The following is a 26,976-nucleotide window of genomic DNA, read 5'->3' as shown; positions in this document are numbered from 1 at the left end:
GGACGGTCACTCCGCCGTCCGCGCGGCGATCAGGCAGTAGGCCCCGCCCGCCGGGTCCTCCATGACCGTCCACCACGGCAGTTCCCGCAGCGTCCGCGCACCCAGTTCCTCGTGCTTGGCGCGCGTCGCGGCGAGGTCGGAGCAGCGCAGGTCCAGGTGGGCGCCGGGAGTGCCGTCCTCCAGCCGCTGGATCAGCAGGCGGAGCGGCATCGCGTCCGGGGGCTGGACGGCCGTGAACTCGGGTCTGGCCGCCTTCCGGACGGGCCAGCCCGTCCACCGGGACCAGAACGCCACCTCCGCGTCGAACGCCGCCGCAGGGACGTCCAGGCACACCTGGTCCACGTCCGCGTCGCCCGCCGCCGGCGACCGCACCGCCGCGCCCGACCACTGCTCCAAACGGAACACGGTTCCGCCAGGGCTCCGGACGACCGCCTCGGTCTCGCCCGCCTCCACCGCGTCCGCGCCGAGCGCGTGCGCCACCGTCAGCGCCGCGTCCACGTCCGCCACCTCCAGGGCCAGGCCCGCGCCGGACCGCACCTCCACGTGCGCGTCGCCCTTCGCCGGGACCAGCAGGCCGCCGGACGGCTCCGCGCCCGTCACCGCCGCCCAGAACCGCACGGCCTCCGCCCGCCGCTCCGCCGGACGGTCCACGAACGCCCGCATCCACCCGATGATCACGATGACCCCTGTTCCCGTTTGGCCGGACGATGAGGCTACTGGGAACACCCGCCACAAATCCGGCGTCTCACCGGAACGTCCCGAGCGGCGCGCCGCCCAGCTCCCGCACCTCGTGCGCCAGATGCGTCTGATCGGCGTAGCCCGCCGCCTGCGTGACGTCCGCGAACGGCGTGCCCGTCCTCGCCAGGCGCAGCGCCTTCTGGAAGCGCAGCACCCGTTGCAGGGTCTTCGGGCCGTATCCGAAGGCGTCCATCGTGCGGCGTCGTATCTGCCGCTCGCTGAACCCCAGATCGTCCGCCGCCCTCGCCACCGAGCCCGTCGCGAGCGCGGGGATCAGGCCGGCGACCAGCGGGTCCGGTGGGGGAGCGGAGGCCGCCCGTGCCACGAGCGCCGCCATCAGCGCCCGTCCCGGGTCGCCGGAGTGCTCCAGGCGCTCGGCGTCCGCGCCCCACAGGTCGGACAGCGGGACCCTCGCGTCCCGTACGGCCGCAGGCGGGACGGTCAGCACCCGTCCCGCCGTCCCCGGACGGAACCGCACGCCCACGAACCGGTCGCCCGGCAGCAGCAGCGCGGGCATCGGACCCGTGTCCGGACCCGCGACGAAGACACGTCCGTCGCGCTCCGACCAGTAGACGTCCACGCACCCGTCCGGCACGACCCGCTGCACGAACGGCTCCGCCGCCGCGCGGGGGAGCGCGGACGTCCACACGCACGCCAGGCCCGCGCCGCGCGGCGCGGGCCGCTCCCGGTACCCGGTCGGATTCACGCGTCCCTGCATACCACCCGAATCGGCGGGAAGGGGCCGCGCTACCCGACCATCTAGGAGGCCACCGATGGCACACGACCTGAAGGGCAGGACGATCGCCTTCCTCGCCGCTCCGGCGGGCGCCGAGCAGGTGGAGGTCACCGAGCCCTGGGACGGGCTGCGCCGGGCGGGCGCCGACGTCCGGCTGATCTCCACCGCCGGCACCGAGATCCAGATGTACGACGGGCTCGACAAGGGCGACACGTTCCCCGTGGACGCCCCGCTCGGCCACTCGGTGCCCGACGCGTTCGACGCGCTCGTGCTCCCCGGCGGCGTCGCCAACCCCGACTTCCTGCGCACCGTGCCGGAGGCCGTCGCGTTCGTCCGCGCCTTCTTCGACACCGGCAAGCCCGTCGCCGCGATCTGCCACGCGCCCTGGCTCCTCGCCGAGGCCGACGTCGTCCGCGGACGCACCCTGACGTCCTGGCCGAGCCTGCGCACCGACCTCGGCAACGCCGGCGCGCTCTGGCGGGACGAGGAGGTCCAAGTCTGCGAGGCGGGACCGAACACGCTCGTCACCAGCCGTAAACCCGCCGACCTCCCCGCGTTCGTCAAGACGGCCGTCGACGTCTTCGCCGCCTGACCGATCTCGTCCTGAATCCACCGATTCCGTGGTGGTCTAGACCTTTGGGCTGGACCACTGCGTGAATCGTGGATGGCCACATCCTGCACGAATATCCATACCAGCAAGTAACTAAGTAGTTTTGTGTCCGTGACCCGTCGAGCGAAGATCGTCAGCACCATCGGCCCCGCCTGCTCCAGCGCCGAGCAGATCCGCGCCCTCGTCGACGCGGGCGTCGACGTCGCCCGCCTCAACATGAGCCACGGCGACCACGCCGCGCACGAAGAGGTCTACCACCGCCTCCGCGCCGCCTCGGCCGCCGCCGGGCGCGGCGTCGGCATCCTGGCCGACCTCCAGGGCCCCAAGATCCGCATCGGCCGGTTCCCCGACGGCCCCGTGCGCCTCACCCTCGGCGACGCGTTCACCATCACCACCGAGGACGTCCCCGGCACCCGCAAGCAGGTCTCCACCACCTACACCGGCCTCCCCGGCGACGTCGGCCCCGGCGACACCGTCCTCATCGACGACGGCCGCGTCGCCCTCGAGGTGACCGACGTCGACGGCCCCCGCGTCCACACCACCGTCACCGTCGGCGGCATGGTCTCCGACAACAAGGGCCTCAACCTCCCCGGCGTCCCCGTCAGCGTCCCCGCCCTCACCGAGAAGGACGAGGAGGACCTGCGCTGGGCGCTGCGCCTCGGCGTCGACCTCGTCGCGCTCTCGTTCGTCCGGACGCCCGGCGACGCCGACATCTGCTACCAGATCATGGAAGAGGAGGGCCTCCGCGTCCCCCTCATCGGCAAGATCGAGAAGCCGCAGGCCGTCGACGCCCTCCCCGAGATCGTCGCCGCCTTCGACGGGATCATGGTCGCCCGGGGCGACCTCGGCGTCGAACTGCCCCTCGAACAGGTCCCGATCGTCCAGAAGCGCGCGATCGAACTCTGCCGCGAGAAGGCCCGTCCGGTCATCGTCGCGACCCAGATGCTCGAATCCATGATCTCCTCGCCCCGGCCCACCCGCGCCGAGACCTCCGACGTCGCCAACGCCGTCTTCGAGGGCGCCGACGCCGTCATGCTCTCCGGCGAGACCAGCGTCGGCCAGTACCCGATCCTCGCCGTCGAGACCATGAGCCGCATCGTCTGCACCGCCGAGGAATCCACCCTCCACGCCACCCACACCCTCAACCGCATCCCCGAGACCGTCGGCGGCGCCATCGCCCGCGCGGCGGCCGAGGTCGGCGCCACCGTCGGCGCGCAGGCCCTCGTCGCGTTCACGATGTCCGGCGAGACGGCCCGCCGCCTCTCCCGCTACCGCTCGCCGATCCCGCTGCTGGCGTTCACGTCCGTCCCGGCGATCCGGGGCCGCCTCGCGCACGTCTGGGGCGTCGAGACCTTCATCGTCCCGGAGGTCAACCACACCGACGAGATGGTGCGCCAGGTCGAGCAGGCGCTGTTGGAGATCGGCCGCTACCAGAAGGGCGACCGCGTGGTCGTCGTCGCGGGCTCCCCGCCCGGGACCCCCGGCTCCACCAACGCCCTGCGCGTCCACCGAATCGGCGACGCCATCGCCCTGGACTGACGCCGCGGCCCGGGCGGCCCCGGCCGCCCGGCCGCCGGTCAGTACTTCGGCCCGACGAACGCGTCCAGCCGAGCCACCGCGTCCCTTCGTGCGACCGAGATGTTCCGGGCGTTGCTCTGTTTCCAGGCGATCCCGAGCCGGTCAAGCGCGTCGGTGTACAGCGTGCGGATGTCGTCGGACGCGTTCGTGAAGAAGTACCGGGGATACTCGTACCAGACCGTCTCGCCATTCCGGACATGCTTGATGCGGTTCATCGCGCGACAGCCGTCCGAATGGATCAGACCCCGAACGAACTTTCCGGTGCACTCGTCCACGATCTCCTGCTGCCATTCGGAGAGCGTTATTTTGCGCGTGTGCTTCATGCCCGGTCCATGCTGAGGGAAGATGCACGGCCAGTGCTTGGAGTAGGCGCCGATGTTGGTGCAGCCGATGCTCGCCCTGCGGCCGATCTTCTGGCCGGGCATGACGACGGCGAGCGCGTGCGCGGCCTCCTCGCTCAGGCCGGGCCAACTGTTCGCGCACGCGATCTCCATGCGGTAGATCCCCGGCTTGGGCGCGTTGGCGATGTGGCCGTCCCCGAGGTACAGCCCGAGCAGGTAGGAGTAGGCGGGTCGATCGAGCGCCCGCTCGTGGCATCTGGGGCAGGCGGGCACCACGCGTGCGGCGGCCTTCTCTGGATCTTTCTTCCAGTTGTAGAGCGTCTGCCGTGAAATGCCGGTTTGGTGATTGATCTCTGCGAGGGAGAAGCCCTCACGGAGCAGCCGGAGGGCGAGGGGGCGTTGTCGCGGATCGTACATGCCCGCGATCGTCGCAGTCGGGTATGACAAAAACCGCCCACTGGAATGGTGGAGGTTTTGTCGAAATGTGCCCCGAGTGGGACTCGAACCCACACTTTATGGCTTTTGAGACCATCGCCTGCTGCCTATTGGGCTATCGGGGCATTTATCCAATTTTTTCGGACATCTTGGCCCGGCGGCTCTCACTCGGCATGTCCCACCTGGCTCCGACCATGCTAGCGGGTCCCGGTAGTCTCGGGTGCGTGACGGAGACCGCTCGGCGAGTTGTGATCGCAGAAGACGAGGCCCTCATCCGGCTGGACCTCAAGGAGATGCTCCAGGAGGACGGGTACGAGGTCGTGGGCGAGGCGGGGGACGGTGAGACGGCCGTCCGGCTGGCCGCCGAGCACCGCCCCGACCTGGTGATCCTCGACGTCAAGATGCCCGTTCTGGACGGCATCTCCGCCGCCGAGCGCATCTCCGCGGACCGGATCGCCCCCGTCGTCATCCTCACGGCGTTCTCGCAGCGGGAGCTGGTGCAGCGGGCGACGGACGCGGGCGCGATGGCCTATCTCGTCAAGCCGTTCAGCAAGACGGACCTGACGCCGGCGATCGAGGTGGCGGTGAGCCGCTACACCGAGCTGCGGGCGCTGGAGGCGGAGGTCGCGGGGCTTTCGGACCGGCTGGAGACGCGCAAGGTCGTCGACCGTGCCAAGGGGCTCCTGCAGGAGGCGCACGGCTGGACGGAGCCGGAGGCGTTCCGGTGGATCCAGAAGACGTCGATGGACCGCCGGCTGACGATGCGGGCGGTCGCGGAGGCCGTGGTGGCGGGCGCGTCGAAGGGGTCGGGCCAGGACGGCGGATCCGGTCCGGCGGCGGACTGAGGCCGGATCCCGGGGTTTCGGACGGGCCGTAACCGGCCACACGGCCCGTAACACGGCTGTCATGGCGGTGAAACGGCGTTGACAAAAAGGCCGGGGAATCCGTCCGGAACCGGCCCGGAGGCCCGGCGACCGGGGCGGAACCGGCTTCACTTTCCGTGATCGTCGCTGGCCGGGGCCCTGCGCGAATGGGCACGGGGGGATAACGAGTCAGTAACCCTTCGTGTGCCGGGTCCTGTTACCTCTCGGCCGGGAGGTGTACGACATACCTGGTCCCGGAGTGACCGTTTTCTTCAGAAGGCGTGCACCGGGCTCGGACTCGTACCTGATCCCCCCGGATCCGGATGGAAAGGTGACACCTTGCGGCGCAACATCATGCGGGCCACGGGCGCGGTGGCCCTCAGCGCGGTGCTCGCGGTCAGTGCCTCCGCCTGCGGCGGTGACTCGGGTGGTTCGGGCGACGGCGACTCGGTCACCATCGGCTTCATGGGCGACCTCACCGGTGAGAGCGCGGGAATCGTCATTCCGCCCAAGCAGGGCGCGTTGCTGGCGATCGAGGAGTACAACGCGACGAACCCGAAGGTCAAGATCAAGTTCAAGACCTACGACAGCCAGGGCAAGGGCGAGCAGGCCGTCCCGCTGGCGAAGTCGGCGATCACCAAGGACAAGATCGTCGGTCTGATCGGCCCGGCGTTCTCCGGTGAGTCGCAGCAGGTCGACCCCGTCCTGGAGGAGGGGAAGATCCCGTCGATCTCGGCGTCGGCGACGAACGCGGCGCTGTCGAAGAACGGCTGGAAGTTCTTCCACCGGATCGTCGGCAACGACGACGTGCAGGGCACGGGCGTCGGGACGTTCATCACGAGCGGCCTCGGCGCCAAGAAGGTGTTCGTCGTCCACGACAACTCCGAGTACGGCAAGCCGCTCGGCACGACGGTGGAGCGCACGGTGAAGGCGGCCGGCGCGACGACGCAGGTCGGCGTCATCGACCCGAACGCGTCGGACTACTCGGCGACGGTGAACCAGGTGAAGGCGTTCGCGCCGGACGCGGTGTTCTTCGGCGGGTACTACGCGCAGGCCGGCAAGCTCGTGAAGCAGCTCCGGCAGGCGGGCGTGAAGGCGCGGTTCCTGTCCGGCGACGGCTCGCTGGACCCGGGTCTGGCGAAGGGCGCGGGCGGGACGGTCGCGGACGGCTCGGTCATCGGCTGCCCCTGCCTGATCGACCCGACCGGCAAGGCGAGCCCGGCGTCGAAGAAGTTCTCCGAGGCGTACAAGGCCAAGTACAAGACCGAAACGGCCATCTACTCGGCCGAGGGCTATGACGCGGCGACGGCCTTCATCGCGGCGATCAAGGCGGGCAACACCAAGGCGGAGGACATCAACAAGTTCCTCTCGACGGTGGACGTCCCCGGCGTCTCCAAGCAGATCAAGTTCACGCCGCAGGGCGACCCGGCGAGCAGCGCGATCTACGTCTACCAGATCAAGGGCGCGACGCTTCCGCTGATCGGCGACGCGAAGACGTCGAAGCTGAACTAGCGGGACGGCCCGCCGCGGCGGGCACTTCCCGTCGACGCGCAGGGGCGGGGGCGCGGTCGCGTTCCCGCCCCTTCTGACGAAGGCGGCTCATCGTGCAGAACTTCCTGGATCAGTTTTGGCCGTCCACGGTCGACGGCCTTTCGCTCGGCGCCATCTACGCGCTGGTCGCGCTCGGCTACACGATGGTCTACGGCGTGCTGCGGCTGATCAATTTCGCGCATTCCGAGATCTTCATGATCGGCACGTTCGCGGTGGTCGGCGCGGTGGAGGCGCTCGGCATCCGATCCCCGGTGGGGACGCTCGCGCTGATCGGCCTGGTCGTCCTCCTGGCGGTCGTGGCGGCGGTCGCGGCGGGCGGTTCGGCGGTGCTGATGGAACTGGTGGCCTACCGGCCGCTGCGGCGGTCGGGCGGGTCGCGGCTGGCGGCGCTGATCTCGGCGATCGGCGCGTCGCTGTTCCTGCAGCAGTTGTTCGCGATCGTGGTGATCCCGCGGTTCTTCGACCGGCCGCTGGCGGGCGGGCACCTGCCGGTGCAGTCGAACGATTTCACCGATCCGGTGAACCTGTTCTCGATCGGGTCGGTGGATTTCCGCAGCGACAAGGTCATCATCTTCGTCGGCGCGATCCTGATGATGGTGGCGCTGGACCAGTTCGTGGGCCGGACGCGGCTCGGCCGGGGCATCCGCGCGACGGCGCAGGATCCCGAGACGGCCGTGCTGATGGGCGTGAACATCGACCGGATCGTGATGGCGACGTTCGCGCTCGGCGGCGCGATGGCGGGTGTGGCGGCGGCGCTGTACATGATGCGTTTCGAGGAGACGGTCTACACGGTCGGGTTCCTGCTCGGCATCAAGGCGTTCACGGCGGCGGTGCTCGGCGGGATCGGCAATCTGCGCGGCGCGCTGATCGGCGGGATGGCGCTGGGGCTGCTGGAGATGTACGGGTCGTCGATCTTCGGCGCGGAATGGCGGGACGTCGTGGCGTTCAGCGTCCTGGTTCTGGTGCTGATGTTCCGCCCGACGGGAATTCTGGGCGAGTCGTTGCAGCGGGCGCGCGCATGAGCGGCGCGAAGACGAGCGGAGGGGGACCGATGGCGTCGCTCCGGATGGTCACCGGCACGGTCGCGCGGGTGCGCGACGGCTGGGCGTCGGCGCCGGGACGGGCGCGGTGGCCGGTCTATGTGTTGCTGGTGCTCGGCGCGCTGATTCTTCCGGCGGATTCGATCGGGAGTTTCATGTCGCCGTCCAGTAACTGGTCGGACCTGTTGTTCTTCCCGATCGGCGGGTACATCCTGCTGGCGATCGGGTTGAACGTGGTGGTGGGGCAGGCGGGCCTGCTGGACCTCGGGTACGTGGCGTTCTTCGCGATCGGCGCGTATTCGATGGCGGTGCTCGGGAAACTGCACGGTTGGGACTTCTGGGCGATCGTGCCGGTCGGCATCGTCATCGCGGCGGCGTCGGGCGTGATCCTGGGCGCGCCGACGCTGCGGCTGCGCGGCGACTATCTGGCGATCGTGACGCTGGGGTTCGGGGAGATCATCCGGATCGTGGCGCAGAACACCGACTCGATCGGCGGCCCGAACGGCATTTCCGGGATTCCGCATCCGCCGACGCTGACGGAGTGGGCGGTGCCGGACGTGCAGCCGTTCACGGGCCTCGGCCTCGGCGGTCTGCAGCCGTTCACGTACGGGGCGCTGGATTCGCGTCCTTACTACTACCTGATGCTGCTGGCGATCATCGTGGTGATCGTGTTCGTCGTCCGGCTGAATCGGAGCCGGGTGGGGCGCGCGTGGGCGGCGATCCGGGAGGACGAGGACGCGGCCGAACTGATGGGCGTGCCGACGTTCAAGTTCAAGCTGGCGGCGTTCGCGATCGGCGCGGCGATCGGCGGCCTGACGGGCGTGATCTACGGTTCGCAGGCGACGTCGATCATTCCGAAGAACTTCGAGTTCATGGTGTCGGCGCTGATCCTCGCGGCCGTCGTCCTCGGCGGTTCGGGGAACCTGCCGGGCGTGATCCTGGGCGCTTTCCTGGTGGCGTGGCTGCCGGAGCGTTTCCGGGCACTGAACGATTACCGGGTCCTTTTCTTCGGGCTGGCGCTCGTGGTGATGATGGCGCTGCGTCCGGAGGGCCTGCTGCCGTCGCGGCGGCGGAAGGCGGAACTGCAGGAGGGAACGGGCGGCATGGGCGGTCTCGGCGCCGGAGTCGCGGGACCGGACGGCGATCCGCACGAGGCCAAGGCGGAGGTGACCGGATGAGCGAGGAGACCGGGGGCCTGCTGGAACTGCGGCAGATCACGATGCGGTTCGGCGGCGTCGTGGCGATCAACGGGCTGGACCTCGCGGTGCGCACGGGCGAGATCTTCGCGCTGATCGGCCCGAACGGCGCGGGCAAGACGACGGTGTTCAACGTGATCACCGGCGTCTACCGGCCGACGGAGGGCCGGGTCGTGTTCGACGGCGACCGCATCGACGGCCGCAAGCGCTTCGCGGTGACCAAGCGCGGCGTGGCCCGGACGTTCCAGAACGTCCGTCTGTTCCACAACATGACCGCGCTGGAGAACGTGATGGTGGGCGCGGACGCCCATCACCGGACGGGCCTGGCGGGCGCGTCCCTCGGCCTGCCGTGGCACCGCCGGGAGGAGCGCGAGGGCCGGGAGAAGGCGCGGGAGCTGCTGGAGTTCGTCGGCGTCGCGCACCGGCTGGACGAGAACGCCAAGAACCTGCCCTACGGCGACCAGCGGCGGCTGGAGATCGCGCGGGCGCTCGCGACCGAGCCGAAGCTGCTGCTGCTGGACGAGCCGGCCGCGGGCATGAACCCGGCGGAGAAGATCGAGCTGCAGGACCTGATCCGCCGCATCCGCGACTCGGGCCGGACGGTTCTGCTGATCGAGCACGACATGAGCCTGATCATGGGCATCAGCGACCGGATCGCCGTGCTGGACTTCGGGCAGAAGATCGCCGAGGGCCTGCCGGCGGAGATTCAGAACGACCCTCGGGTCATCGAGGCGTACTTGGGGGCTCCCGCCGATGCTTCTTGAGGTTGAGGACGTCCACGTCCACTACGGAAAGATCGCGGCGATCCGGGGCCTGTCGATCGAGGTCGGCGCGGGCGAGATCGTCACGCTGATCGGCGCGAACGGCGCGGGCAAGACGACGACGCTGAAGACGATCTCGGGGCTGCGCCCGCTGTCGCGGGGGCGGATCCGGTTCGACGGCCGCGACATCAGCCGGATGCCGGGGCACAAGCGCGTCCTCGCGGGCATCGGTCAGTCGCCGGAGGGCCGGGGCGTGTTCCCGGGCATGACGGTCGCCGACAACCTCGCGATGGGCGCGTACGCGCGGCGCGGCGACGGCTCCAAGGAGCTGGCGGAGGTCTACGAGCTGTTCCCCCGGCTGGCCGAGCGCAAGGGCCAGATGGGCGGGACGATGTCGGGCGGCGAGCAGCAGATGCTCGCGATCGGGCGGGCGCTGATGGCGCGTCCGAAGGTGCTGCTGCTGGACGAGCCGTCGATGGGCCTGGCGCCGATGCTGGTGCAGCAGATCTTCTCGATCATCGAGGAGATCAACCGGCGCGGCACGACCGTCCTGCTGGTGGAGCAGAACGCGGCGCAGGCGCTGCAGATCGCGCACCGGGCGTACGTGCTGGAGACCGGGCGGATCGTGAAGTCGGCCCCGGCGGCGGACCTGCTGGACGACCCGCAGGTGCGGGCGGCCTACCTCGGCGGCGGGACGGACGTGACCGAGACCGAGCGGCCCGGGGAGGCGTGAGCGGGCCCGTCAGGGGAGCCGGACGTCGGCGGGCGGCGCGGTCGGGGTGACGGACCCGAGCGGCGCCGTCCCGACGACGCGGAGCGCGGTGGGCCGCGCCGTCGCCGGGATGTCGTACCAGAGGTCCATCTCGACGCGCATGCCCGCGCCGATCTCCAGGTCCTCGGCGGGCTGCCGCTTGATGAGACTGGCTTCGAGGTCGCGGGTGTACTGGGCGCCGTCCGCCGCGACGAGCTTCTGGTTGCGCGCGTCGTAGGTCTGGTCGGTGCGGCTGGTGTTGACCACGACGATCCGGACGCGGGTGTAGCGGCCGCGCGGGGCACGGTCGGCGTGGCTTCCGGCGAGCCCGGTCATGCCGGTCGTGAAGCCGATGACCTGGAAGGTGAGTTCGCCGCTGGCCGTCGGCGGCGCGTGGACGGCCGTCTCGTCCGGCCGGACGGTGCGGGCGGGCAGGTCGTAGACGGCGGGCCGGTCGTGTCCCGAACAGCCGCCGAGGACGAGCACGAGCCCGGTCACGGCGGGCAGGACGCGGGGGCGCATCCCCGAACGGTAGGCGCGTTCCCCGCGCGCGGGGAACGGCCGCGACCGAACCGTGCCCGGAAAGATGCCGGGCCCGGGATCGCCTTTGGGGCCGTACGCGCCGTCTCCGGACGCGTACGTTGTCTACTCGGCGATCCCGGGCCGTTCTCATCAACGGTAGCGAGAGGGGACGGTCCACCGCAAAGGGGGCGGCTCAGATCACGGAGCGTCGCGCAGCATGCAGGTGAGGCGAGCGGTGCAGATCCGCCGGTCCGCGTCGTCGGTGATGACGATCTCGTAGGTGGCGAGGCTGCGTCCGCCGTGGACGCGGGTGGCGACGCCCGTGACGGTCCCCTCGGTCGCCGACCGGTGGTGGGTGGCGTTGATCTCGATGCCGACGGCGATGCGCCCGGCCCCTGCGTGGATCGCCGCGCCGACCGAGCCGAGCGTCTCGGCGAGGACGCAGGACGCGCCGCCGTGCAGGAGCCCGTACGGCTGGGTGTTGCCCGCGACGGGCATCCGGGCCGTGACGCGCTCGGCGGACGCCTCCACGAACTCGATCCCCATGGCCTGCGGGAGATTGCCCTTGGCCCCGTTGAGCAGCGCGGTGAGTTCGCGCAGGTCCTCTGCCATCAAGCCTCCTCGAACTGTCGTACGCGCAGACTAGAGTCAAGGCGTGGCCACGACAGTACCGACCCCTGACAAGCCCCGGCTCCTGCTGCTGGACGGGCATTCGCTCGCCTACCGGGCGTTCTTCGCGCTGCCGGTGGAGAACTTCTCCACGACCGACGGGCAGCCGACCAACGCGGTCTACGGGTTCACCTCGATGTTGATCAACGTCCTGCGCGACGAGCAGCCGACGCACATCGCGGTGGCGTTCGACCGGTCCGAGCCGACGTTCCGGCACGAGGCGTACGTCGAGTACAAGGCGGGCCGGCAGAAGACGCCCGACGAGTTCCGCAGCCAGGTCAGCCTGATCTTCGAGGTGCTGGACGCGCTGCGCATCCCGCGGCTGTCGGTCGCGGGGTTCGAGGCCGACGACATCATCGCCACGCTGTCGGTGCGGGCCACGGCGGCGGGGATGGACACGCTGGTCGTCTCCGGCGACCGCGACGCGTTCCAGCTCGTCGACGGGAACGTCACCGTCCTGTACCCGGTGCGCGGGGTGTCGGAGCTGAAGCGGATGGACCCGGCCGCCGTGGAGGAGAAGTACGGCGTGCCGCCCGAGCGGTACCGGGAGCTGGCGGCGCTGGTCGGGGAGAGCAGCGACAACCTGCCCGGCGTGCCCGGCGTCGGCCCGAAGACCGCCGCCAAGTGGCTGGTGAAGTACGGCGACCTGGACACGCTCGTCGCCAAGGTGGACGAGATCAAGGGCAAGGCGGGCGAGAGCCTGCGCGAGCACCTCGGCGACGTCCTGCGCAACCAGCAGATCAACAAGCTGGACTGCGACGTCGAGCTGGACGCCGCGCCCCCGGAGCTGAAGATCGGCCAGTGGGACCGCGACGAGATCCACACCCTGTTCGACTCGCTCCAGTTCCGCGTCCTGCGCGAGCGGCTGTACGCGTCGCTGTCGGCCGTCGAGCCCGAGGCCGAGGAGGGCTTCGAGATCCGGCTGGACGAGCTGGAGCCCGGCGCGCTCGCCGCGTGGCTGGCGGAGAACACCGCGGACGGCCGCACCGGCGTCGCGCTCACCGGCACCTGGGGACGCGGCACCGGGGAGGTGACCGGGATCGCGCTCGCGGCGGCGTCCGGCGCGGCCGTCCGGCTGGACCCGGTCGAGCTGATCGCCGACGACGAGCGGGCGCTGGCGGCCTGGCTCGCCGACCCGTCCCGGCCGAAGGCGATGCACGAGGCGAAGGGGCCGATGCTCGCGCTGTACGCGCGCGGCATGGAGCTGGAGGGCCTCACCAGCGACACCGCGCTCGCGGCGTACCTGGCGCTGCCCGGGCAGCGGACGTTCGACCTCGGCGACCTCGTCCTGCGCTACCTGCACCGGGAGTTGCGCGGCGAGACCGAGGACTCCGGGCAGCTCACGCTGGACGGGTCGGGCGAGGAGGAGGCCGCGCGCGACCTCGCCGTCCGCGCCCGCGCCGTCGGGGAGCTGGCCGACGTCCTGGACCGCGACCTGGAGCGGCGCGGCGCGACCCGGCTGCTGCGCGAGGTGGAGCTGCCGCTGGTGCGCGTCCTCGCCGGGATGGAGCGCGCGGGGATCGCGGTCGACGCCGACCATCTGGCGGGCCTGTCGGCGTCGCTCGGCGGGCAGGTCAAGCAGGAGGAGCAGGACGCGCACGCCGCCGTCGACCACGAGTTCAACCTCGGCTCGCCCAAGCAGGTACAGCAGGTCCTGTTCGACGAGCTGGGCCTGCCGAAGACCAAGCGCACCAAGACCGGGTACACCACCGACTCCGAGGCGCTGACGGGCCTGCTGGCCAAGAGCGAGCACCCGGTGCTCGCGCACATCCTGCGCTGGCGGGAGGTCGCCAAGCTCAAGAGCATCGTGGACTCGCTGATCCCGATGGCCGACGACGCGGGCCGCATCCACACCACGTTCAACCAGATGATCGCGGCGACGGGACGGCTGTCGTCCACCGACCCGAACCTGCAGAACATCCCGATCCGCACCGCCGAGGGGCGTCAGATCCGCGAGGCGTTCGTCGTCGGCGACGGCTACGAGTCGCTGCTCACCGCCGACTACAGCCAGATCGAGCTGCGGATCATGGCGCACCTGTCCGGCGACGACGCGCTGCTGGAGGCGTTCGGGTCCGGCGCGGACTTCCACACGATCACCGCGTCGCGGGTGTTCGGGCTGCCGCCCGAGCAGATCGACTCCGAGCTGCGCGCCCGGATCAAGGCGATGAACTACGGGCTGGCGTACGGGCTGTCGGCGTACGGGCTGTCCCAGCAGCTCCGCATCCCGCCGGACGAGGCGCGCGGGCTGATGGAGGAGTACTTCCAGCAGTTCGGCGGCGTCCGCGACTACCTGGAGGGCGTCGTCGCGCAGGCCCGCCGCGACGGCTACACCGAGACGATCCTCGGCCGCCGCCGCTACCTGCCCGACCTGACGTCGGACAACCGGCAGCGCCGCGAGATGGCCGAGCGGATGGCGCTGAACGCCCCGATCCAGGGCTCGGCGGCCGACATCGTCAAGGTCGCGAGCCTGAACGTCGACCGCGCGCTGCGCGCCGGCGGGCTCCGCTCCCGGATGCTGCTGCAGGTCCACGACGAACTGGTGCTGGAGGTCGCGCCCGGCGAGGCCGACGCCCTGCGGGATCTCGTCCGCGAGCAGATGTCCAACGCCTACGCCCTCAAGGCCCCGCTCGAAGTCTCCATGGGCACGGGCGGCACCTGGCAGGCCGCCGCGCATTAGACGGCCCTCCCCGCGGCGTCCGCGCGCGGGGTTGGGAGAGGGTTTGCCGGAGCGGGCCGGGTTCGGGTGTGTCGGATCCCTGTCGTGGCGGGCCGCCGGGTCGTACGCTGTCTTTCGATCATGACGGTGTTCCGATGACGGGAGGCCCGTGCCGCTCCTCCACAAGCTCGCCGCGGTCCTCGTCGTCGTGGCCGTCGTCCTCGGGCTGACGCTGCCCGGGGACCGGGACGCCCGCGAGGCCGCGACCGCCGTCCGGGCCGCCGCCGGGGAGAAGGCCGCGGCGGGGCGCACGGCGGCGCCGTCCGCGACGCCGGGCGGTCCCCGGACGGGCGGGACGCCGGGCGCGTCGCCGCCCCCGTCGGCCGCCGCGACCGCGCCGATCCCGCCCGCCGGCGCCGAGGCCGCGCGCGTCCGGGCGGACGAGCTGGGCATGGTCCCGGTGCTCATGTACCACCGGATCATGAAGAAGCCCGAGCTGTCGCTCGACCGGTCGGTGCAGGAGTTCCGCGACGAGGTGAACCGGCTCGCGGACGAGGGCTACGCGCCGATCACCGCCGCCGAGTTCGTCGCGGGCCGGATCGACGTCCCGGCGGGCCGCCATCCGGTCGTGCTCACGTTCGACGACAGCACGCCGGGGCACTTCGGGCTGGACGCGGCGGGCAACCCCGCGCCCGACACGGCCGTCGCGATCCTGCAGGAGGTCGCCCGCACCCATCCCGGGTTCCGGGCGACCGCGACCTTCTACCTCAACAAGGACATCTTCGGGCTCGGCGATCGTGCCGCCGACGGGTTGAAGTGGCTCATCTCACACGGCTACGAGATCGGCAACCACACCGTCACCCACGCGGATCTGTCGCGGCTGTCCAAGCAGGGCGTCCGGGCCGAGATCGGCGGCATGGAGGACCAGATCGTCGCCCTGACCGGCGCGCACACCACCACGTTCGCGTATCCGTTCGGCGCCGTCCCGCGCAAGAGCGAGTGGGCGCGCGGCGACGGCGGCCGGTACGGGTTCCGAGGCGTTTTCCTCGCGGGCTGGAAGCCGTCGGTGTCGCCGTTCAACACCGGCTTCGACCGGTGGGCCATCGACCGCGTCCGGTCCGAGGGGAAGATCAAGGAGAACGACTGCCGCCGGTTCTGCTCGACGGCGTGGTTGGACTACCTGGACAAACACCCGATGGAGCGCTATACATCGGACGGGAATCCCGCGACGGTGACGTTCCCGGCGGCCGAGGAGAAGCGGCTCGCCCCGGCGTTCCGTCCCTACGGGCGCCGGTACTGACCGCTTCGTCCCGGCGGTTCGGCCCCGAGATTGACCGGGTGCGGTCGCTGTCATATGCTGAGCGCTGCGCTGTGGGCTTGCGCGTGCTTCGGACGGAGCAGGCTCGCGCTCGGTCAGGTCGTCGACATCGGTTCGGTTCTTCGACGCGGTAGAACCCGCGTCCCTATCCGGTCCTCGGCAGGGCGGAAAAAGGCCCTCCGCGCGCGGAAGACACCGACTATGTCCGTATCCGGAGCCAGCCGACACATGACGAGCAGCACCGAGGCCACCTCGACCACCCCGCAGGTAGCGGTCAACGACATCGGGTCCGAGGAAGCTTTCCTCGCCGCCATCGATGAGACCATCAAGTACTTCAATGACGGCGACATCGTCGAAGGCACCGTCGTCAAGGTCGATCGAGACGAGGTCCTCCTCGACATCGGCTACAAGACGGAAGGTGTCATCCCCTCCCGTGAGCTCTCCATCAAGCACGATGTCGACCCCAACGAGGTCGTCACCGTCGGAGACCACGTCGAGGCCCTTGTCCTCCAGAAGGAGGACAAGGAGGGCCGGCTGATCCTGTCCAAGAAGCGCGCCCAGTACGAGCGCGCCTGGGGCACGATCGAGAAGATCAAGGACGAGGACGGCATCGTCACCGGCACCGTCATCGAGGTCGTCAAGGGCGGCCTCATCCTCGACATCGGGCTGCGCGGCTTCCTGCCGGCGTCCCTGGTCGAGATGCGGCGCGTGCGTGACCTGCAGCCCTACGTGGGCCGCGAACTCGAAGCCAAGATCATCGAGCTGGACAAGAACCGCAACAACGTGGTCCTGTCGCGCCGGGCGTGGCTGGAGCAGACGCAGAGCGAGGTCCGCCAGACCTTCCTCAACACCCTGCAGAAGGGTCAGGTCCGCAAGGGCGTCGTCTCCTCCATCGTCAACTTCGGCGCCTTCGTGGACCTCGGCGGCGTGGACGGTCTCGTCCACGTGTCCGAGCTGTCCTGGAAGCACATCGACCACCCGTCCGAGGTCGTGGAGGTCGGCCAGGAGGTCACGGTCGAGGTCCTGGACGTCGACATGGAGCGCGAGCGCGTCTCCCTGTCGCTCAAGGCGACCCAGGAAGACCCGTGGCAGCAGTTCGCCCGCACCCACCAGATCGGCCAGGTCGTGCCGGGCCGCGTCACCAAGCTGGTGCCGTTCGGCGCGTTCGTCCGGGTCGAGGAGGGCATCGAGGGCCTGGTCCACATCTCCGAGCTGGCCGAGCGCCACGTCGAGATCCCCGAGCAGGTCGTCCAGGTCGGCGACGAGATCTTCGTGAAGATCATCGACATCGACCTCGACCGGCGCCGGATCAGCCTGTCGCTCAAGCAGGCCAACGAGAGCGCGGCCGGCGTGGATGAAGAGGACTTCGACCCCACGCTGTACGGCATGCCCGCCGAGTACGACGACCAGGGGAACTACAAGTACCCCGAGGGCTTCGACTCCGACACCGGCGAGTGGCTGGAAGGCTTCGACGAGCAGCGCGAGACCTGGGAGCGGCAGTACGCCGAGGCCCGCGGTCGCTTCGACGCCCACCGGCGTCAGATCGAAGAGGCCCGCAAGGCCGAGGCCGAGGCGGAGACCGGCGGTGCTCCGACGAGCAGCGGCGCCGAGACCTCCTACTCGGGCGGTGCCGACGAGGAGCAGACCGGCGGCGCGCTCGCGACCGACGAGGCCCTCGCCGCCCTGCGCGAGAAGCTCTCCGGCGGACAGTAGTCGCTGACGGGCGGCGAGCACGGGGTGCCACCCCTGCTCGCCGCCCGGGGCGGCTCACCCTGCTCGCCGCCCTTCGGGCGGCTTCGCCGGGGCTCGCAGTGTCGACCCAGGGGGGCGACCCCCTGGAACCCCCGGGCGGGCTCGCCTGGCGGCTCGCCCGCGTTTCGGCGGGCGTCTCGCCGCCGGTCGGCGGCCTTGTTCGCGGGCCTCCTCGCGGGGGCGTGTTCGCTTGTTTTTGGCGGCCTAGTTCGAGGGCCGCCTTTTCGCTTTTCCGGGCCGTCCGCTTTTCCGGGCCGTCCGCGCCGGGGTCGGCGTGCTGTCCGGCGGCACCGCGACCGGCTCTGTCGGCGGGTGGTCGGGCGGGGGATTCGCCGCGGGTGAACCGGTCGGGCGGGGTGTTCGCGGACGCCGCGTGCCGTCCGATGGCAGGATGAACACGGTCGGAGGCCGACCCGGGACGGGTCGTCCGTCCGGCCGTGACCCGTTCCCGCCCCCACGACCCCCTCCCGGAGCGTTCGTTCCATTGGCCAGCACCGAATCCGAATCCCGTACCGGCGCCACCCCGCCGACCGCCCCCGCACCGCGACCCGGCGGGCCCGCGCCGTCCGGGCCGTCGATCGTGCCGCGCGGTCCGGCGCGCCTCACGCTGATCGCGGTCACCGTCGCGGTCCTCGCGCAGATCGTCCGGTACGCCCTGCCGCAGCTCGACCACGGGGACGGCGCGGGCGCGGGGTCCGCCGCGGTCGCGGTCCTCGTCGTCCTCGCCGCCGGGGCGCTGTCCCCGCTGGTGCGCCGCGCGGCGGGCGTGCGCGGGCTGCTCGCGGGCGGGATCGGCGGGCTGCTGCTCGTCCGGGTCGCCGCGCAGGCCGCCGGGCCGCAGGCGTGGCTGGCCGTCGCGGGCGCCGTCGTCGGGACGGTCGCCGTCGCCGCCCTGTACGAGAGTGCGCGCGGCCTGTCCGGCGTCGGGTTCGCGACCGCGACGGTCGCGGGCCTCGCCGCCGACACGGCCGTCCGGATGGCGTTCGGCACCTGGGACCCGATCTGGCAGGGCGGCGCCGGCCCGTGGCTCGTCTGCCTGGCGTTCGCCGGGCTCGGCGCGGCGGCGCTGTACCGGGAGGTCGCGTCCGGGCCGGTGCCGCCGCCCGGCGTGACGTGGCGGGACGCGCTCGGCGCCGCCGCGTTCGGCCCGTTCCTCGCGCTCCAGATCCTCGTGCTGTCCAGCCCGGCGTTCGTGGCGTCGGCGGGCTGGAAGTCGCTGACCGTCGCGCACGTCGTCGTGGTCGCGGGCCAGGGCCTCGCGCTGGCGTTCCTCGCGTCCGGGCTGGCCGTGCGGGCCGTGCCGGGCGGGGTGTGCGTGCTCGGCGGGACGCTGCTCGGCGTCGGCGCGGCCTCCATCGCCGGGACGTACGCGGTGTCGGGCGTCGAGATCCTGCCGGTCGTCGTCGGCGGGCAACTGCTGGCGGCGTGGCTGCTGGCCGTCGCGTGCCGCGCCCCGCTGCGCCGCGCCGGGACGGGCGGTGCCGTGTGGCGGGTGGACCTGACGGCGGGCCTCGGCGCGTTCCTGGTCGCGGTCGTGCTGGTCGCCTACCAGCTCAGCGCGGTGAAGGCGGTGCCGGTCCCGAACAACGTCCTGCCCGGTCTCGCCGGGATGCTGCTCGGCGGCCTCGCGGCGATCGCGGCGGCGCGCGGCGGTCCGCTGCCCGCGCGGGCGCCGCTGCGCGCGGTGACGGCGGGCGGCTCGGCGGTCGTGCTGCTCGCCGGGACGGCCGTGTACGCGGCGGCGTCCCCGGCCGGCGACGCGCCCCCCGCGCCCGGCGGCGGACGCGTCCGGGTCACCACCTACAACATCCACGACGCCGTGGACGGCGCGGGCCGCCTCGACCCCGACGCGGTCGCCAAGGCCATCGCCGCGCAGCGCCCCCAGGTCGTGCTGCTCCAGGAGACCGGACGCGGCTCGCTGCCGTCCGGCACCGCCGACGTCGCGGTGTGGCTGTCGCGGCGGCTCGGCATGAAGCTGCTGTGGGGCCCGGCCGCCGACGGGCAGTTCGGCAACGCGATCCTCACCTCGCTGCCCGTCCGCCGCTCGGGCACCGGGCGGATGCCGCGCGCCGACTGGTCGCAGATCCGCGGCTACGTGTGGGCGCGGCTCGCCGTCGGGTCCACGACGCTGGACGTGTGGTCCACGCACCTGGCCTTCGGCGGCCCGGACGAGCGGCTCGGCGAGGCGTCGTCGCTGCTGCGCGCCTGGTCGCGGGCGCCCCGGACGATCATCGGCGGCGACCTCAACGCCGAGCCGGGCTCCGACGAGATCATCCGGCTGACGACCGACACGGGCCTGCGCAGCGCCGGGACGGGCGACGGCGCCCCGACCGGCCCGCACGGCACCCGCGTCGACTGGATCCTCGGCACCGACGACCTGGCGTTCGACGGCTACAAGGTCGCGCCGGGCGGCCCGTCCGACCACCGTCCGGTGACCGTCACGGTGCGCGTCGCCGGATGAGCGACGTGGAGATCGCCGTCGCGGACCCGGCGGACGCGGGGGAGATCCTGACCGTCCAGCGCGCCGCGTACGTCACCGAGGCGCAGCTCTACGGCGACCCGTTCATCGCGCCGCTGGTGGAGTCGCTGGACCAGATGCGCCGGGCGGTCGCCGACGCGGACGCGGTCGTCCTGAAGGCCGTCAGCGGCGGCCGGATCGTCGGCGCGGTGCGCGGCCGGGTCGCCGGGAGCACCTGCCTGGTCGGGCGGCTCGTCGTCGCCCCCGACGCGCAGGGCCGGGGCACCGGACGGGCGCTGCTCGCGGCGCTGGAGGCGGCCGTGGCCGGACGCGCCGACGCGTGCGTCCTGTTCACCGGCCATCTCAGCGACGCGAACCTGCGCCTCTACCGCCGCACGGGCTACGCCGAGACGCACCGCGAGCGCGTCGCCGACCACCTCACGCTCGTCCACCTCCGCAAGCCCCTGGACGCGGCGCCGCGCACGCCGTGAGTACGGTGGGTCCGTGCTGACTGTGGGACTCACCGGCGGGATCGGTTCGGGCAAGAGCGAGGCGTCGTCGCGGCTGGCCGCGCACGGCGCCGTGGTGGTCGACGCGGACCGCATCGCGCGCGAGGTCGTGGAGCCGGGCACGCCCGGCCTGGCGGCCGTCGTCGCCGAGTTCGGCGACGGCGTGCTGCTCCCGGACGGCGGGATGGACCGGGAGAAGGTCGGGTCGATCGTGTTCGCCGACGCCGGCCGGCTGAAGGCGCTGAACGCGATCGTCCATCCGCTGGTCGCCGAGCGGTCGCAGCAGATCATGGACGCGGCGCCGCCGGACGCGATCGTCGTCTACGACGTGCCGCTGCTGGTCGAGAACGACCTCGGCGCGCTGTACGACGTCGTCGTGGTCGTGGACGCGCCCGTCGAGACGCAGCTCGCACGGCTCACCGGCGGGCGCGGCATGACCGAGGAGGCCGCGCGGGCGCGGATCGCGGCGCAGGCCACCCGGGAGCGCCGCCGCGCCGCCGCTGACGTCGTCCTGGACAACTCCGGGCCGCTGGCGGCGCTGCACGCGGCGGTGGACGCCCTGTGGGACGACCTCCGCCGCCGCGCCGGGAAGATCACCTCGGTCTAGAACGGCGCCTCCAGCGGGATCCGCCGCACCTCGGGCAGGTAGGGGTCGAGTTCGCCGGGCTCGAACCGGACCATCCCGATCGCGTACCAGAACTCGCCGCCGGCGGTGCCCTCGGACTTGTAGCGGCCGTCGGGCGCGAGCGCGGCCCAGCCCTCGGACAGGCCGAGCAGGGTGGTGCGGCGGAACGGGGCGTCGCGGTCGGCGACGTCCCACAGGATGACCGCGCCGTCGTCGCCCGCGGTGGCGAGGGTCGTGCCGTCGGGGGAGAACTCCGCCGACCAGATCCGGCGGGTGTGGCCGGACAGGGTGCGCAGGTGGCGGCCGGTGCGCGCGTCCCAGAGCCGGACGACCAGGTCGTCCCCTGCGGTGGCCAGCAGCGGGCCGGACGGGGCGAACGCGGCCGTCCACAGCCGTCCGGTGTGCCGGGTGAGGACGTGGAGCGTGCGGCGGGCCGCGACGTCCCAGATCCGGACGGTCCCGTCGTTCCCCGCCGTCGCGAGCAGTTCCCCGGTCGCGTCGTAGGCGACCTGGTACACGCGGTCGGAGTGCCCCGCGAGGCTGGCCAGCAGCGTGCCCTCCTCGGGGTCCCAGATCCGCACGACGCCGTCGTCGCAGCCGGTGGCGAGGGTCGCGCCGCCGGGCGCGAACGCGATGGACCGGACGCGGCCCCGGTGGTCGGCGAGGTTGGAGACCTCCCGGCCCGTCGTCCAGTACCAGACGCGGACGGTGTCGTCGTCGTTGGCGGTCGCGAGGACGTCCCCGGCCGGGCCGAACGCCTGCGCCCACACGTGGTCGGTCTCGACGTTCACCTCCCGCTCGAACACGCCCGCCGCCGCCTGCCACAGGTGGACGCCGCCGTCGTTGGTGGCGGTGGCGAGCTGCACGCCCGCCGGGTTGAACGCCGCCGACGTGAGGTTGTCGGCGGGGCCGTGCAGCTCGCGCACCATCCGCCCGGTCCGGGGCTCCCAGAGCCGGACGACGCCGTCGTTGCCGCTCGCCGCCAGCAGCCCGCCGTCCGGGCTGAACGACACCCCGGTGAGGCGCCGGCCGTGGCCGCGCAGGACGACGCGGCAGTCGCCCGTCCCGGCGTCCCACAGCCGCGCGGTGCCGTCGTTGCTGGTCGTGGCGAGCTGCGCGCCGTCGGGACGGAACGCGAACGGCCACACCGCGCCCCGGTGCCCGGCGAGGGTGAGCCGCTGCGCGCCGGTCGCCGGGTCCCACAGCCGGACCGAGCCGTCGCTGTCGGACGTGGCGAGGCGCGTCCCGTCCGGGCTGAACGCCGCCTGGTAGATCGCGGCGGTGTGGCCGGACAGGGTGCGGCGGTGCTCGCCGTCCTCCCACAGCCGCAGCGAGCCGTCGGTGTCGCCGGTCACCATCAGGCGGCCCTCGGGGTGGAACGCGATGGCGTAGATGCGCCCGGTGTGGCCGAGCAGTTCGTCGGCGATCTCGCCGGACGCGATGTTCCACAGCCGGACGACGCCCGCCTCGTCGCCCGCCGCCAGCAGTGCCCCGCCGGGATGGAACACCGCGCGGAACACCGCGCCCCGGTGGCCGGTCAGGGTGCGGCGCAGCTCGCCCGTGCTGACGTCCCAGACCCGCAGCGTGCCGCCCGCGTCGCCGCTGACCAGCAGCGTGAGCGTCGGGTCGAACACGGCGGTGTAGACCGGCGCGGTGTGGCCGGGCAGCTCGCGCAGCAGCGCGCCCGTCCCGGCGTCGAAGATCCGCAGGACGCCGTCGGCGGCGCCCGCCGCGATCCGCGCGGACCCGTCGCGGGCGGACCCGGCGACGATCACCGGCCACACGCCCTCGGGATGGACGGTCAGCGTGTGCGCGCACGCGCCGGTCGCGAGGTCCCAGACGCGGACGGTGCCGTCCGCCGAGCCCGTGACCAGCAGCGCGCCCGCCGCGTCGAACGCGACCGCGTACGTCCGGTCCCGGTGGCCCTGCAACGTGCGCAGCGGCGCCCCGGTGACGGCGTCGCAGACGAGCACGCCGCCGTCCTCGGCGCCGATCGCGACGACCGCGCCGCCCGGACTGTAGGCGAGCGGCTGCGGCAGGCGGCTCTGCCGGAAGTGGAAGCCGTACGGGACGCCGACCGCCGCCGGGGCGAGCTGCGTCTCGATCGGGCTGCCCGGGGCGATCGCCGCCTCGTGCAGCTCGGGGGCGCGGGCGATCCGGTCGGGCAGGGTCGCGCCGATCAGCGCGGCGCGCGTCCACCGGCCGCCCTCGACCGCGACGTCGCGCAGGTCGGCGCGGGCGAGCCGGGCGCGGGACAGGTCCGCGCCGCGCAGGTCCGCGCCGGTCAGGCGGGCCTCGTCCAGCCGCGCCCCGGCGAGCGTCGCGTCGCGCAGCACCGCGCGGGACAGGTTCGCGCCGACGAGCCGCGCGTCGGTCAGGTCGGCGCCGGTGAGGTCGACGTCCTGGAGGTCGCGGTAGGACAGGTCCTCGCCCGCGAGGTTCGCGCCGCGCAGGTCGGCGCGGGCGGGGGTGCGCAGCCGCGTCGTCACCTTGATCGCGTTGGCGCGGGCGGCGTCGCCCGCGCCGGTGTCGGCGAGGACGCCCGTCGCCCACTCCTGGAGCGCGCGGGCGTCGGCGAGGTCGCACAGGAAGTCCACGGTGAGCTGGCTCAGCGCGCCGCGCGCGAGCTCGTCGGGGACGCCGTCGTCGAACCGCGCCGCGACGTGCCGCGCGACGAGCCATTCGGCGACGGACGCGTGGATGAACCCGAACAGCCCCTCCTCGGTCCGGACGAGCAGGCTGCCCGCCCCGACCGCGTGCGCGGCCTGCTGCGGCGACATGCGGTCGCGGCTCAGCCCGGTCAGCGTCTCGGCGACGTCCGACAGCTCGCTGAGCCGCAGGAACTGCTCGTTGCCCTCCCAGGACCGCAGCGCGAGCGTCGTCACGGCCCGCCACATGTCGTCCACGTCCAGGCCGGGCGCGCCGCCCGCCGGACGGGCCCGCGCCGCCTCGAACCGCAGCCACGTCGTGAGGATCTCGCGGTACAGGTCGGCGGGGCTGACGGTGTGCCGGGCCTGCGCGACGGCGCGGAGCCGTTCCTCGGGCAGGTCGGCGATGAAGCTCAGCATGCGCGGGTTGGCCGTCAGCCCGAGCAGTTCCTCGATGCCCTGCAGCAGGCGCAGCCGCTCGTCGGCGGCCTGCTCGTCGCCGTACCGGTTGACGAGGTAGGTCCGGACCTGCGCGGGCGAGAAGTCCTCCAGGCCGAGGACGCGCCGGTGCGGCAGCACCCCGACCCGCTCGCCGAGCGCGGTGAGCACCTGCGCCTGCGACTTGAAGTGCTGCGTCCGGCCCGCGACGACGATCTTGGCGTTGTCGGTCGCGGCGCGCAGCAGCGTGTCGAGGTGGTCGGCGGCGCGGTCGTAGGAGACGCGGGTGACCAGCTCGTCGAACCCGTCGAACAGCAGCGCGATGCGGCCCTGGCGCAGCATGTAGTGGAACGCCTTGAGGTCGATCAGCTCCTCGCCCTGGCTCGCCAGGTGCGCGGCGACGAGCGCGTCCACCGAGTGCGCCTTGTCCAGCGCGCGCAGCTCGATGAGGATCGGCGTGACGTGCGGCAGCTCGGCCGGGATGCGGCGGGCCAGCTCGCGCAGCGCGAACGTCTTGCCGCGCCCGAAGTCGCCGAGCAGCAGCAGGAACCGGCCGTGGTCGGCCGACAGCAGCCGCAGCATCTCGCCGACGGCGTCGTCCCCGGCGCGGTCGGCCTCGCCCGTCACGCGGTCCAGCTCGCGGAACCGCTGCGGGACGTACAGCGCCGGCGGGTACAGGCCGCCCGACGTCAGCCGCGCCGTCTGCCCCGCGACGTACTCCGACAGGTCCAGCAGGCCCTGGAACTCGGTGAAGCTGCGCAGCCTGATCCCGCGCCGCAACGCGTCGTCGCGCATCGAGCGGGGCGGCGGCGGGCCGAGGAAGACCAGCTCGGAGCCGTGGTCGGCGCCGTCGGCGTGGACGTGCCGGACGAACGCGTCCACGTCGCCCTCGGTCAGCGGCCCGACGTGCGCGCCGATCCGGTACTGCCGGACGAACCCCGACTCCAGGTGCGTGAGCAGCAGGTGCGGCGGGTCGGCGTCCACGCGGCGGATCGTGGCGCGCTCGAACCGCGTCTCGCACGCCTCGGCGATCCGGTCCAGCAGCCGCGCGGTCGGGTCCGGGCCCGGCGTGTCGCGGACGTCGCGGCCCGGCTCGGGCGGCGTCTCGGCGCCCGGCGGCAGCGCGGGCGGCTCGGTGGCGCGCGGCGCGGGGAAGGTGCCGCCCGCGTCGGCCCACACGCGGTCGACGACGGTCGGGCCGGGGCGTTCCGCCGACGGGATCCAGCGCTGGAGCCCGTCCCGTCCGACGACGACGATCTGGTGCCGTCCGGTGCCCGGCGACGGGACCGCGGGCGCCCCCGACGCCAGCTCGGGCACCGCGCCGAACTCGGCCCGCGCGTCCTGGAGCAGCAGGTTCAGATGGCGGCCGAGGACGGCGTCGAGGTCGCCCGCGTCGCGCACCGCGTCCGGCTCCCCGGCGGCGGGGGAGTGCGCGACCGCGCCGATCCGCAGCCACCCCTCGGCCTCGAACCGGCGCAGCCGCTCGGTGAACCACGCCGCCTGCGCCCGTCCGACGAGCCCGTACCGGTCCTCGGGGCGGTGTGTCAGCGCGAGCGTCGAGTTCAAGCCCGCCACGACTACCTTCAAGTCCGGGACGGGGAACAGCGTCCACGGCTGGGCGCTGTCGAAGATCAGCTCGTCCAGGCCCTGGTAGAACTCGGCGAACAGGCCCGCGAAGTGCCGCCACTTCGGCCAGTACGGCGGCTGCGGCTCCACGTCGTCGGCCTCGCAGCTCGCGAAGTACGCCTGCGACGCCGCGCGCGTCACGTCGTGCTCGCCCGGGACGACCACCACCCGGTGCGCCTCCAGCCCGAGCAGCGCCCGCAGGCTGGTAAGGAACGACAGCGCCTCGGTGAACTCCCGGCGGCTGCCCGAATGCGTGAGGTTGCCCGTCACGACCAGCAGCTCAGGACGCGGGACGCCCTGGTCGGCGAGGCGCGTCACGTCGCTCCACACGCGGTCCTGGAGTTCGGTCGCGGTCGTCGGGTCGTCCGGGCCGCCGAGCGTCCGGCCGAAGCGCGGCCCCGGCACGTGCAGGACGCTCAGCGTCTCGCGCGGCCCGTCGGCGTCCTCCTCGGCGGCCGGGAAGTGCGGCGCGCGGACCGGGATCCGCCGCGTCGCGCGCTCCCCGGTGAGCGGCGGACGGCGCGTGCCGGGCTGGCCGGTCTCGGCCGCCGCCAGGCCCGTCGGGGACCGGACGATCCGGGGCGCGGGCGCGTCCCGCGCGGGCGGCGGCCCCGGCGGCACGGGCCCGCCCGGGAACCCCGGCCCCTCGAACGGGCGGGCGTGCCCGGCCAGCGCCTCCTCGATCCGCCGCATCAGCAGCGCCCGCGCCCGCGCCGGGTCGTCCACGCCGACGAGGTCGACGTAGGTGATCGTGGACAGCAGGCCGTCGATCGGGCAGTCCTCGATGCGGACGGTGATGAGCTTGCGCGACGGGTCGTCGGGGTCGGCGCGCAGCGCGGTCATCCACTCCCACCGCCCGTACCGGGACCGCAGGTAGTTGCGCGACAGGACGGCGATGACGACCTTGGCCTCGGTCAGCCCCCGGTCCATGAAGTCGATGAAGTTCGTGCCCGGCACGAAGTCCCACGCCTGCATCATGGTGCGGTGCCCCGAGGTTTCGAGCTGCCAGGCGATCCACGACGCCCAGCGCTCGTCCGCCGGGGAGTAGCTGATGAAGAAGTCCGTCGGACGGTCCTGTCCGCGCGCGTCGCCGGGGGAGCTCATGCGCTCAGTATCGCGTGACGCGCCGCCGCCGTGCGGGGCTCGCGCGCGACG

The 26,976-nt window shown here is 72.7% G+C and carries 20 protein-coding genes and 1 tRNA gene; 14 read left to right on the top strand and 7 right to left on the bottom strand.

Features of this window, described 5'->3' with window-relative positions; all coding sequences use genetic code 11:
• Positions 1–6: 6 nt before the first annotated feature.
• Both BTM25_RS12740 and BTM25_RS12735 read right to left on the bottom strand, forming a co-directional pair.
• Entirely contained in the window at positions 7–678 is a 672-nt protein-coding gene (locus BTM25_RS12740) for a VOC family protein (RefSeq protein ID WP_205648103.1), read from the bottom strand.
• 67 nt (positions 679–745) lie between these two features.
• Complete coding sequence (locus tag BTM25_RS12735; protein WP_205648102.1) at positions 746–1,444, bottom strand: helix-turn-helix domain-containing protein; 699 nt, start codon at positions 1,442–1,444, stop codon at positions 746–748.
• Positions 1,445–1,511: 67 nt separating this feature from the next.
• Here BTM25_RS12735 and BTM25_RS12730 point away from each other — a divergent pair, with 67 nt between their 5' ends.
• Together BTM25_RS12730 and pyk are read left to right on the top strand one after the other, a co-directional pair.
• Positions 1,512–2,066, top strand: a complete 555-nt coding sequence (locus BTM25_RS12730) for a type 1 glutamine amidotransferase domain-containing protein (protein WP_103563118.1) — start codon at positions 1,512–1,514, stop codon at positions 2,064–2,066.
• 129 nt (positions 2,067–2,195) lie between these two features.
• Positions 2,196–3,623, top strand: a complete 1,428-nt coding sequence (gene pyk / locus BTM25_RS12725) for a pyruvate kinase (RefSeq protein ID WP_103564603.1) — start codon at positions 2,196–2,198, stop codon at positions 3,621–3,623.
• Positions 3,624–3,661: 38 nt separating this feature from the next.
• Here pyk and BTM25_RS12720 read toward each other — a convergent pair whose 3' ends face one another.
• Together BTM25_RS12720 and BTM25_RS12715 are read right to left on the bottom strand one after the other, a co-directional pair.
• Positions 3,662–4,420 (bottom strand): helix-turn-helix domain-containing protein, encoded by a 759-nt coding sequence (locus tag BTM25_RS12720; protein WP_103563117.1) that lies wholly within the window; start codon positions 4,418–4,420, stop codon positions 3,662–3,664.
• A gap of 68 nt (positions 4,421–4,488) precedes the next feature.
• Positions 4,489–4,563, bottom strand: a tRNA-Leu gene (locus BTM25_RS12715).
• Positions 4,564–4,632: 69 nt separating this feature from the next.
• On the opposite strand from BTM25_RS12715, the gene BTM25_RS12710 reads away from it, so the two are divergent.
• The 6 genes from BTM25_RS12710 (at position 4,633) to BTM25_RS12685 (ending at position 10,582) form a co-directional block, all read left to right on the top strand.
• Positions 4,633–5,283, top strand: coding sequence for an ANTAR domain-containing response regulator (locus BTM25_RS12710; protein ID WP_103564602.1), 651 nt, complete (start codon positions 4,633–4,635; stop codon positions 5,281–5,283).
• A 357-nt stretch (positions 5,284–5,640) separates the two neighbouring features.
• Positions 5,641–6,813: a branched-chain amino acid ABC transporter substrate-binding protein gene (locus tag BTM25_RS12705; protein ID WP_103563116.1), complete on the top strand. Its 1,173-nt coding sequence runs from the start codon at positions 5,641–5,643 to the stop codon at positions 6,811–6,813.
• A 92-nt stretch (positions 6,814–6,905) separates the two neighbouring features.
• A complete protein-coding gene (locus BTM25_RS12700) occupies positions 6,906–7,874 on the top strand; it encodes a branched-chain amino acid ABC transporter permease (protein ID WP_456356086.1) in 969 nt (322 codons plus the stop codon).
• A gap of 29 nt (positions 7,875–7,903) precedes the next feature.
• Positions 7,904–9,070: an ABC transporter permease subunit gene (locus BTM25_RS12695; RefSeq protein WP_103563114.1), complete on the top strand. Its 1,167-nt coding sequence runs from the start codon at positions 7,904–7,906 to the stop codon at positions 9,068–9,070.
• Positions 9,067–9,852 (top strand): ABC transporter ATP-binding protein, encoded by a 786-nt coding sequence (locus tag BTM25_RS12690; RefSeq protein ID WP_103563113.1) that lies wholly within the window; start codon positions 9,067–9,069, stop codon positions 9,850–9,852. Before BTM25_RS12695 ends, BTM25_RS12690 begins: the two co-directional genes overlap by 4 nt.
• Positions 9,842–10,582: an ABC transporter ATP-binding protein gene (locus BTM25_RS12685; protein ID WP_103563112.1), complete on the top strand. Its 741-nt coding sequence runs from the start codon at positions 9,842–9,844 to the stop codon at positions 10,580–10,582. Before BTM25_RS12690 ends, BTM25_RS12685 begins: the two co-directional genes overlap by 11 nt.
• Positions 10,583–10,591: 9 nt before the next feature.
• On the opposite strand, the gene BTM25_RS12680 is transcribed toward BTM25_RS12685, so the two are convergent.
• Entirely contained in the window at positions 10,592–11,122 is a 531-nt protein-coding gene (locus BTM25_RS12680) for a DUF4352 domain-containing protein (RefSeq protein ID WP_103563111.1), read from the bottom strand.
• 198 nt (positions 11,123–11,320) lie between these two features.
• The gene (locus BTM25_RS12675; RefSeq protein WP_103563110.1) at positions 11,321–11,734 is read right to left on the bottom strand and encodes a PaaI family thioesterase; all 414 of its coding nucleotides are present in this window, start codon (positions 11,732–11,734) and stop codon (positions 11,321–11,323) included.
• Between the two features lie 43 nt (positions 11,735–11,777).
• Here BTM25_RS12675 and polA point away from each other — a divergent pair, with 43 nt between their 5' ends.
• The 6 genes from polA (at position 11,778) to coaE (ending at position 21,091) form a co-directional block, all read left to right on the top strand.
• Positions 11,778–14,468, top strand: coding sequence for a DNA polymerase I (gene polA / locus BTM25_RS12670; protein ID WP_103563109.1), 2,691 nt, complete (start codon positions 11,778–11,780; stop codon positions 14,466–14,468).
• Between the two features lie 148 nt (positions 14,469–14,616).
• Positions 14,617–15,747 (top strand): polysaccharide deacetylase family protein, encoded by a 1,131-nt coding sequence (locus tag BTM25_RS12665; protein WP_103563108.1) that lies wholly within the window; start codon positions 14,617–14,619, stop codon positions 15,745–15,747.
• A 246-nt stretch (positions 15,748–15,993) separates the two neighbouring features.
• Positions 15,994–17,478, top strand: a complete 1,485-nt coding sequence (gene rpsA / locus BTM25_RS12660; protein WP_103563107.1) for a 30S ribosomal protein S1 — start codon at positions 15,994–15,996, stop codon at positions 17,476–17,478.
• A 523-nt stretch (positions 17,479–18,001) separates the two neighbouring features.
• Positions 18,002–19,978, top strand: coding sequence for an endonuclease/exonuclease/phosphatase family protein (locus BTM25_RS12655; protein WP_103563106.1), 1,977 nt, complete (start codon positions 18,002–18,004; stop codon positions 19,976–19,978).
• A complete protein-coding gene (locus BTM25_RS12650; RefSeq protein WP_103563105.1) occupies positions 19,975–20,466 on the top strand; it encodes a GNAT family N-acetyltransferase in 492 nt (163 codons plus the stop codon). Before BTM25_RS12655 ends, BTM25_RS12650 begins: the two co-directional genes overlap by 4 nt.
• Before the next feature lie 13 nt (positions 20,467–20,479).
• Positions 20,480–21,091: a dephospho-CoA kinase gene (gene coaE / locus BTM25_RS12645; protein WP_103563104.1), complete on the top strand. Its 612-nt coding sequence runs from the start codon at positions 20,480–20,482 to the stop codon at positions 21,089–21,091.
• Here coaE and BTM25_RS12640 read toward each other — a convergent pair.
• Positions 21,088–26,925 carry a WD40 domain-containing protein gene (locus tag BTM25_RS12640; protein ID WP_103563103.1) on the bottom strand — a complete coding sequence of 1,946 codons (5,838 nt, stop codon included), beginning with the start codon at positions 26,923–26,925 and terminating at the stop codon, positions 21,088–21,090. The genes coaE and BTM25_RS12640 overlap by 4 nt on opposite strands.
• Between the last annotated feature and the right edge of the window lie 51 nt (positions 26,926–26,976).

The organism is Actinomadura rubteroloni (genome assembly GCF_002911665.1).
GTDB classification, from domain to species: domain Bacteria; phylum Actinomycetota; class Actinomycetes; order Streptosporangiales; family Streptosporangiaceae; genus Spirillospora; species Spirillospora rubteroloni.
Note: the sequence above shows the minus strand (reverse complement) of the source record. Positions and strands in the feature narration are given on the sequence as shown.

Excerpts from the sequence above, each read along its gene's own strand:
- BTM25_RS12730 (WP_103563118.1), top strand. The coding sequence starts at position 1,512 with ATGGCACACGACCTGAAGGGCAGGACGATCGCCTTCCTCGCCGCTCCG.
- BTM25_RS12720 (WP_103563117.1), bottom strand. The coding sequence starts at position 4,420 with ATGTACGATCCGCGACAACGCCCCCTCGCCCTCCGGCTGCTCCGTGAG.
- BTM25_RS12710 (WP_103564602.1), top strand. The coding sequence starts at position 4,633 with ATGCTAGCGGGTCCCGGTAGTCTCGGGTGCGTGACGGAGACCGCTCGG.
- BTM25_RS12695 (WP_103563114.1), top strand. The coding sequence starts at position 7,904 with ATGGCGTCGCTCCGGATGGTCACCGGCACGGTCGCGCGGGTGCGCGAC.
- BTM25_RS12690 (WP_103563113.1), top strand. The coding sequence starts at position 9,067 with ATGAGCGAGGAGACCGGGGGCCTGCTGGAACTGCGGCAGATCACGATG.
- BTM25_RS12685 (WP_103563112.1), top strand. The coding sequence starts at position 9,842 with ATGCTTCTTGAGGTTGAGGACGTCCACGTCCACTACGGAAAGATCGCG.
- BTM25_RS12680 (WP_103563111.1), bottom strand. The coding sequence starts at position 11,122 with ATGCGCCCCCGCGTCCTGCCCGCCGTGACCGGGCTCGTGCTCGTCCTC.
- BTM25_RS12675 (WP_103563110.1), bottom strand. The coding sequence starts at position 11,734 with ATGGCAGAGGACCTGCGCGAACTCACCGCGCTGCTCAACGGGGCCAAG.
- rpsA (WP_103563107.1), top strand. The coding sequence starts at position 15,994 with ATGACGAGCAGCACCGAGGCCACCTCGACCACCCCGCAGGTAGCGGTC.
- BTM25_RS12650 (WP_103563105.1), top strand. The coding sequence starts at position 19,975 with ATGAGCGACGTGGAGATCGCCGTCGCGGACCCGGCGGACGCGGGGGAG.
- BTM25_RS12640 (WP_103563103.1), bottom strand. The coding sequence starts at position 26,925 with ATGAGCTCCCCCGGCGACGCGCGCGGACAGGACCGTCCGACGGACTTC.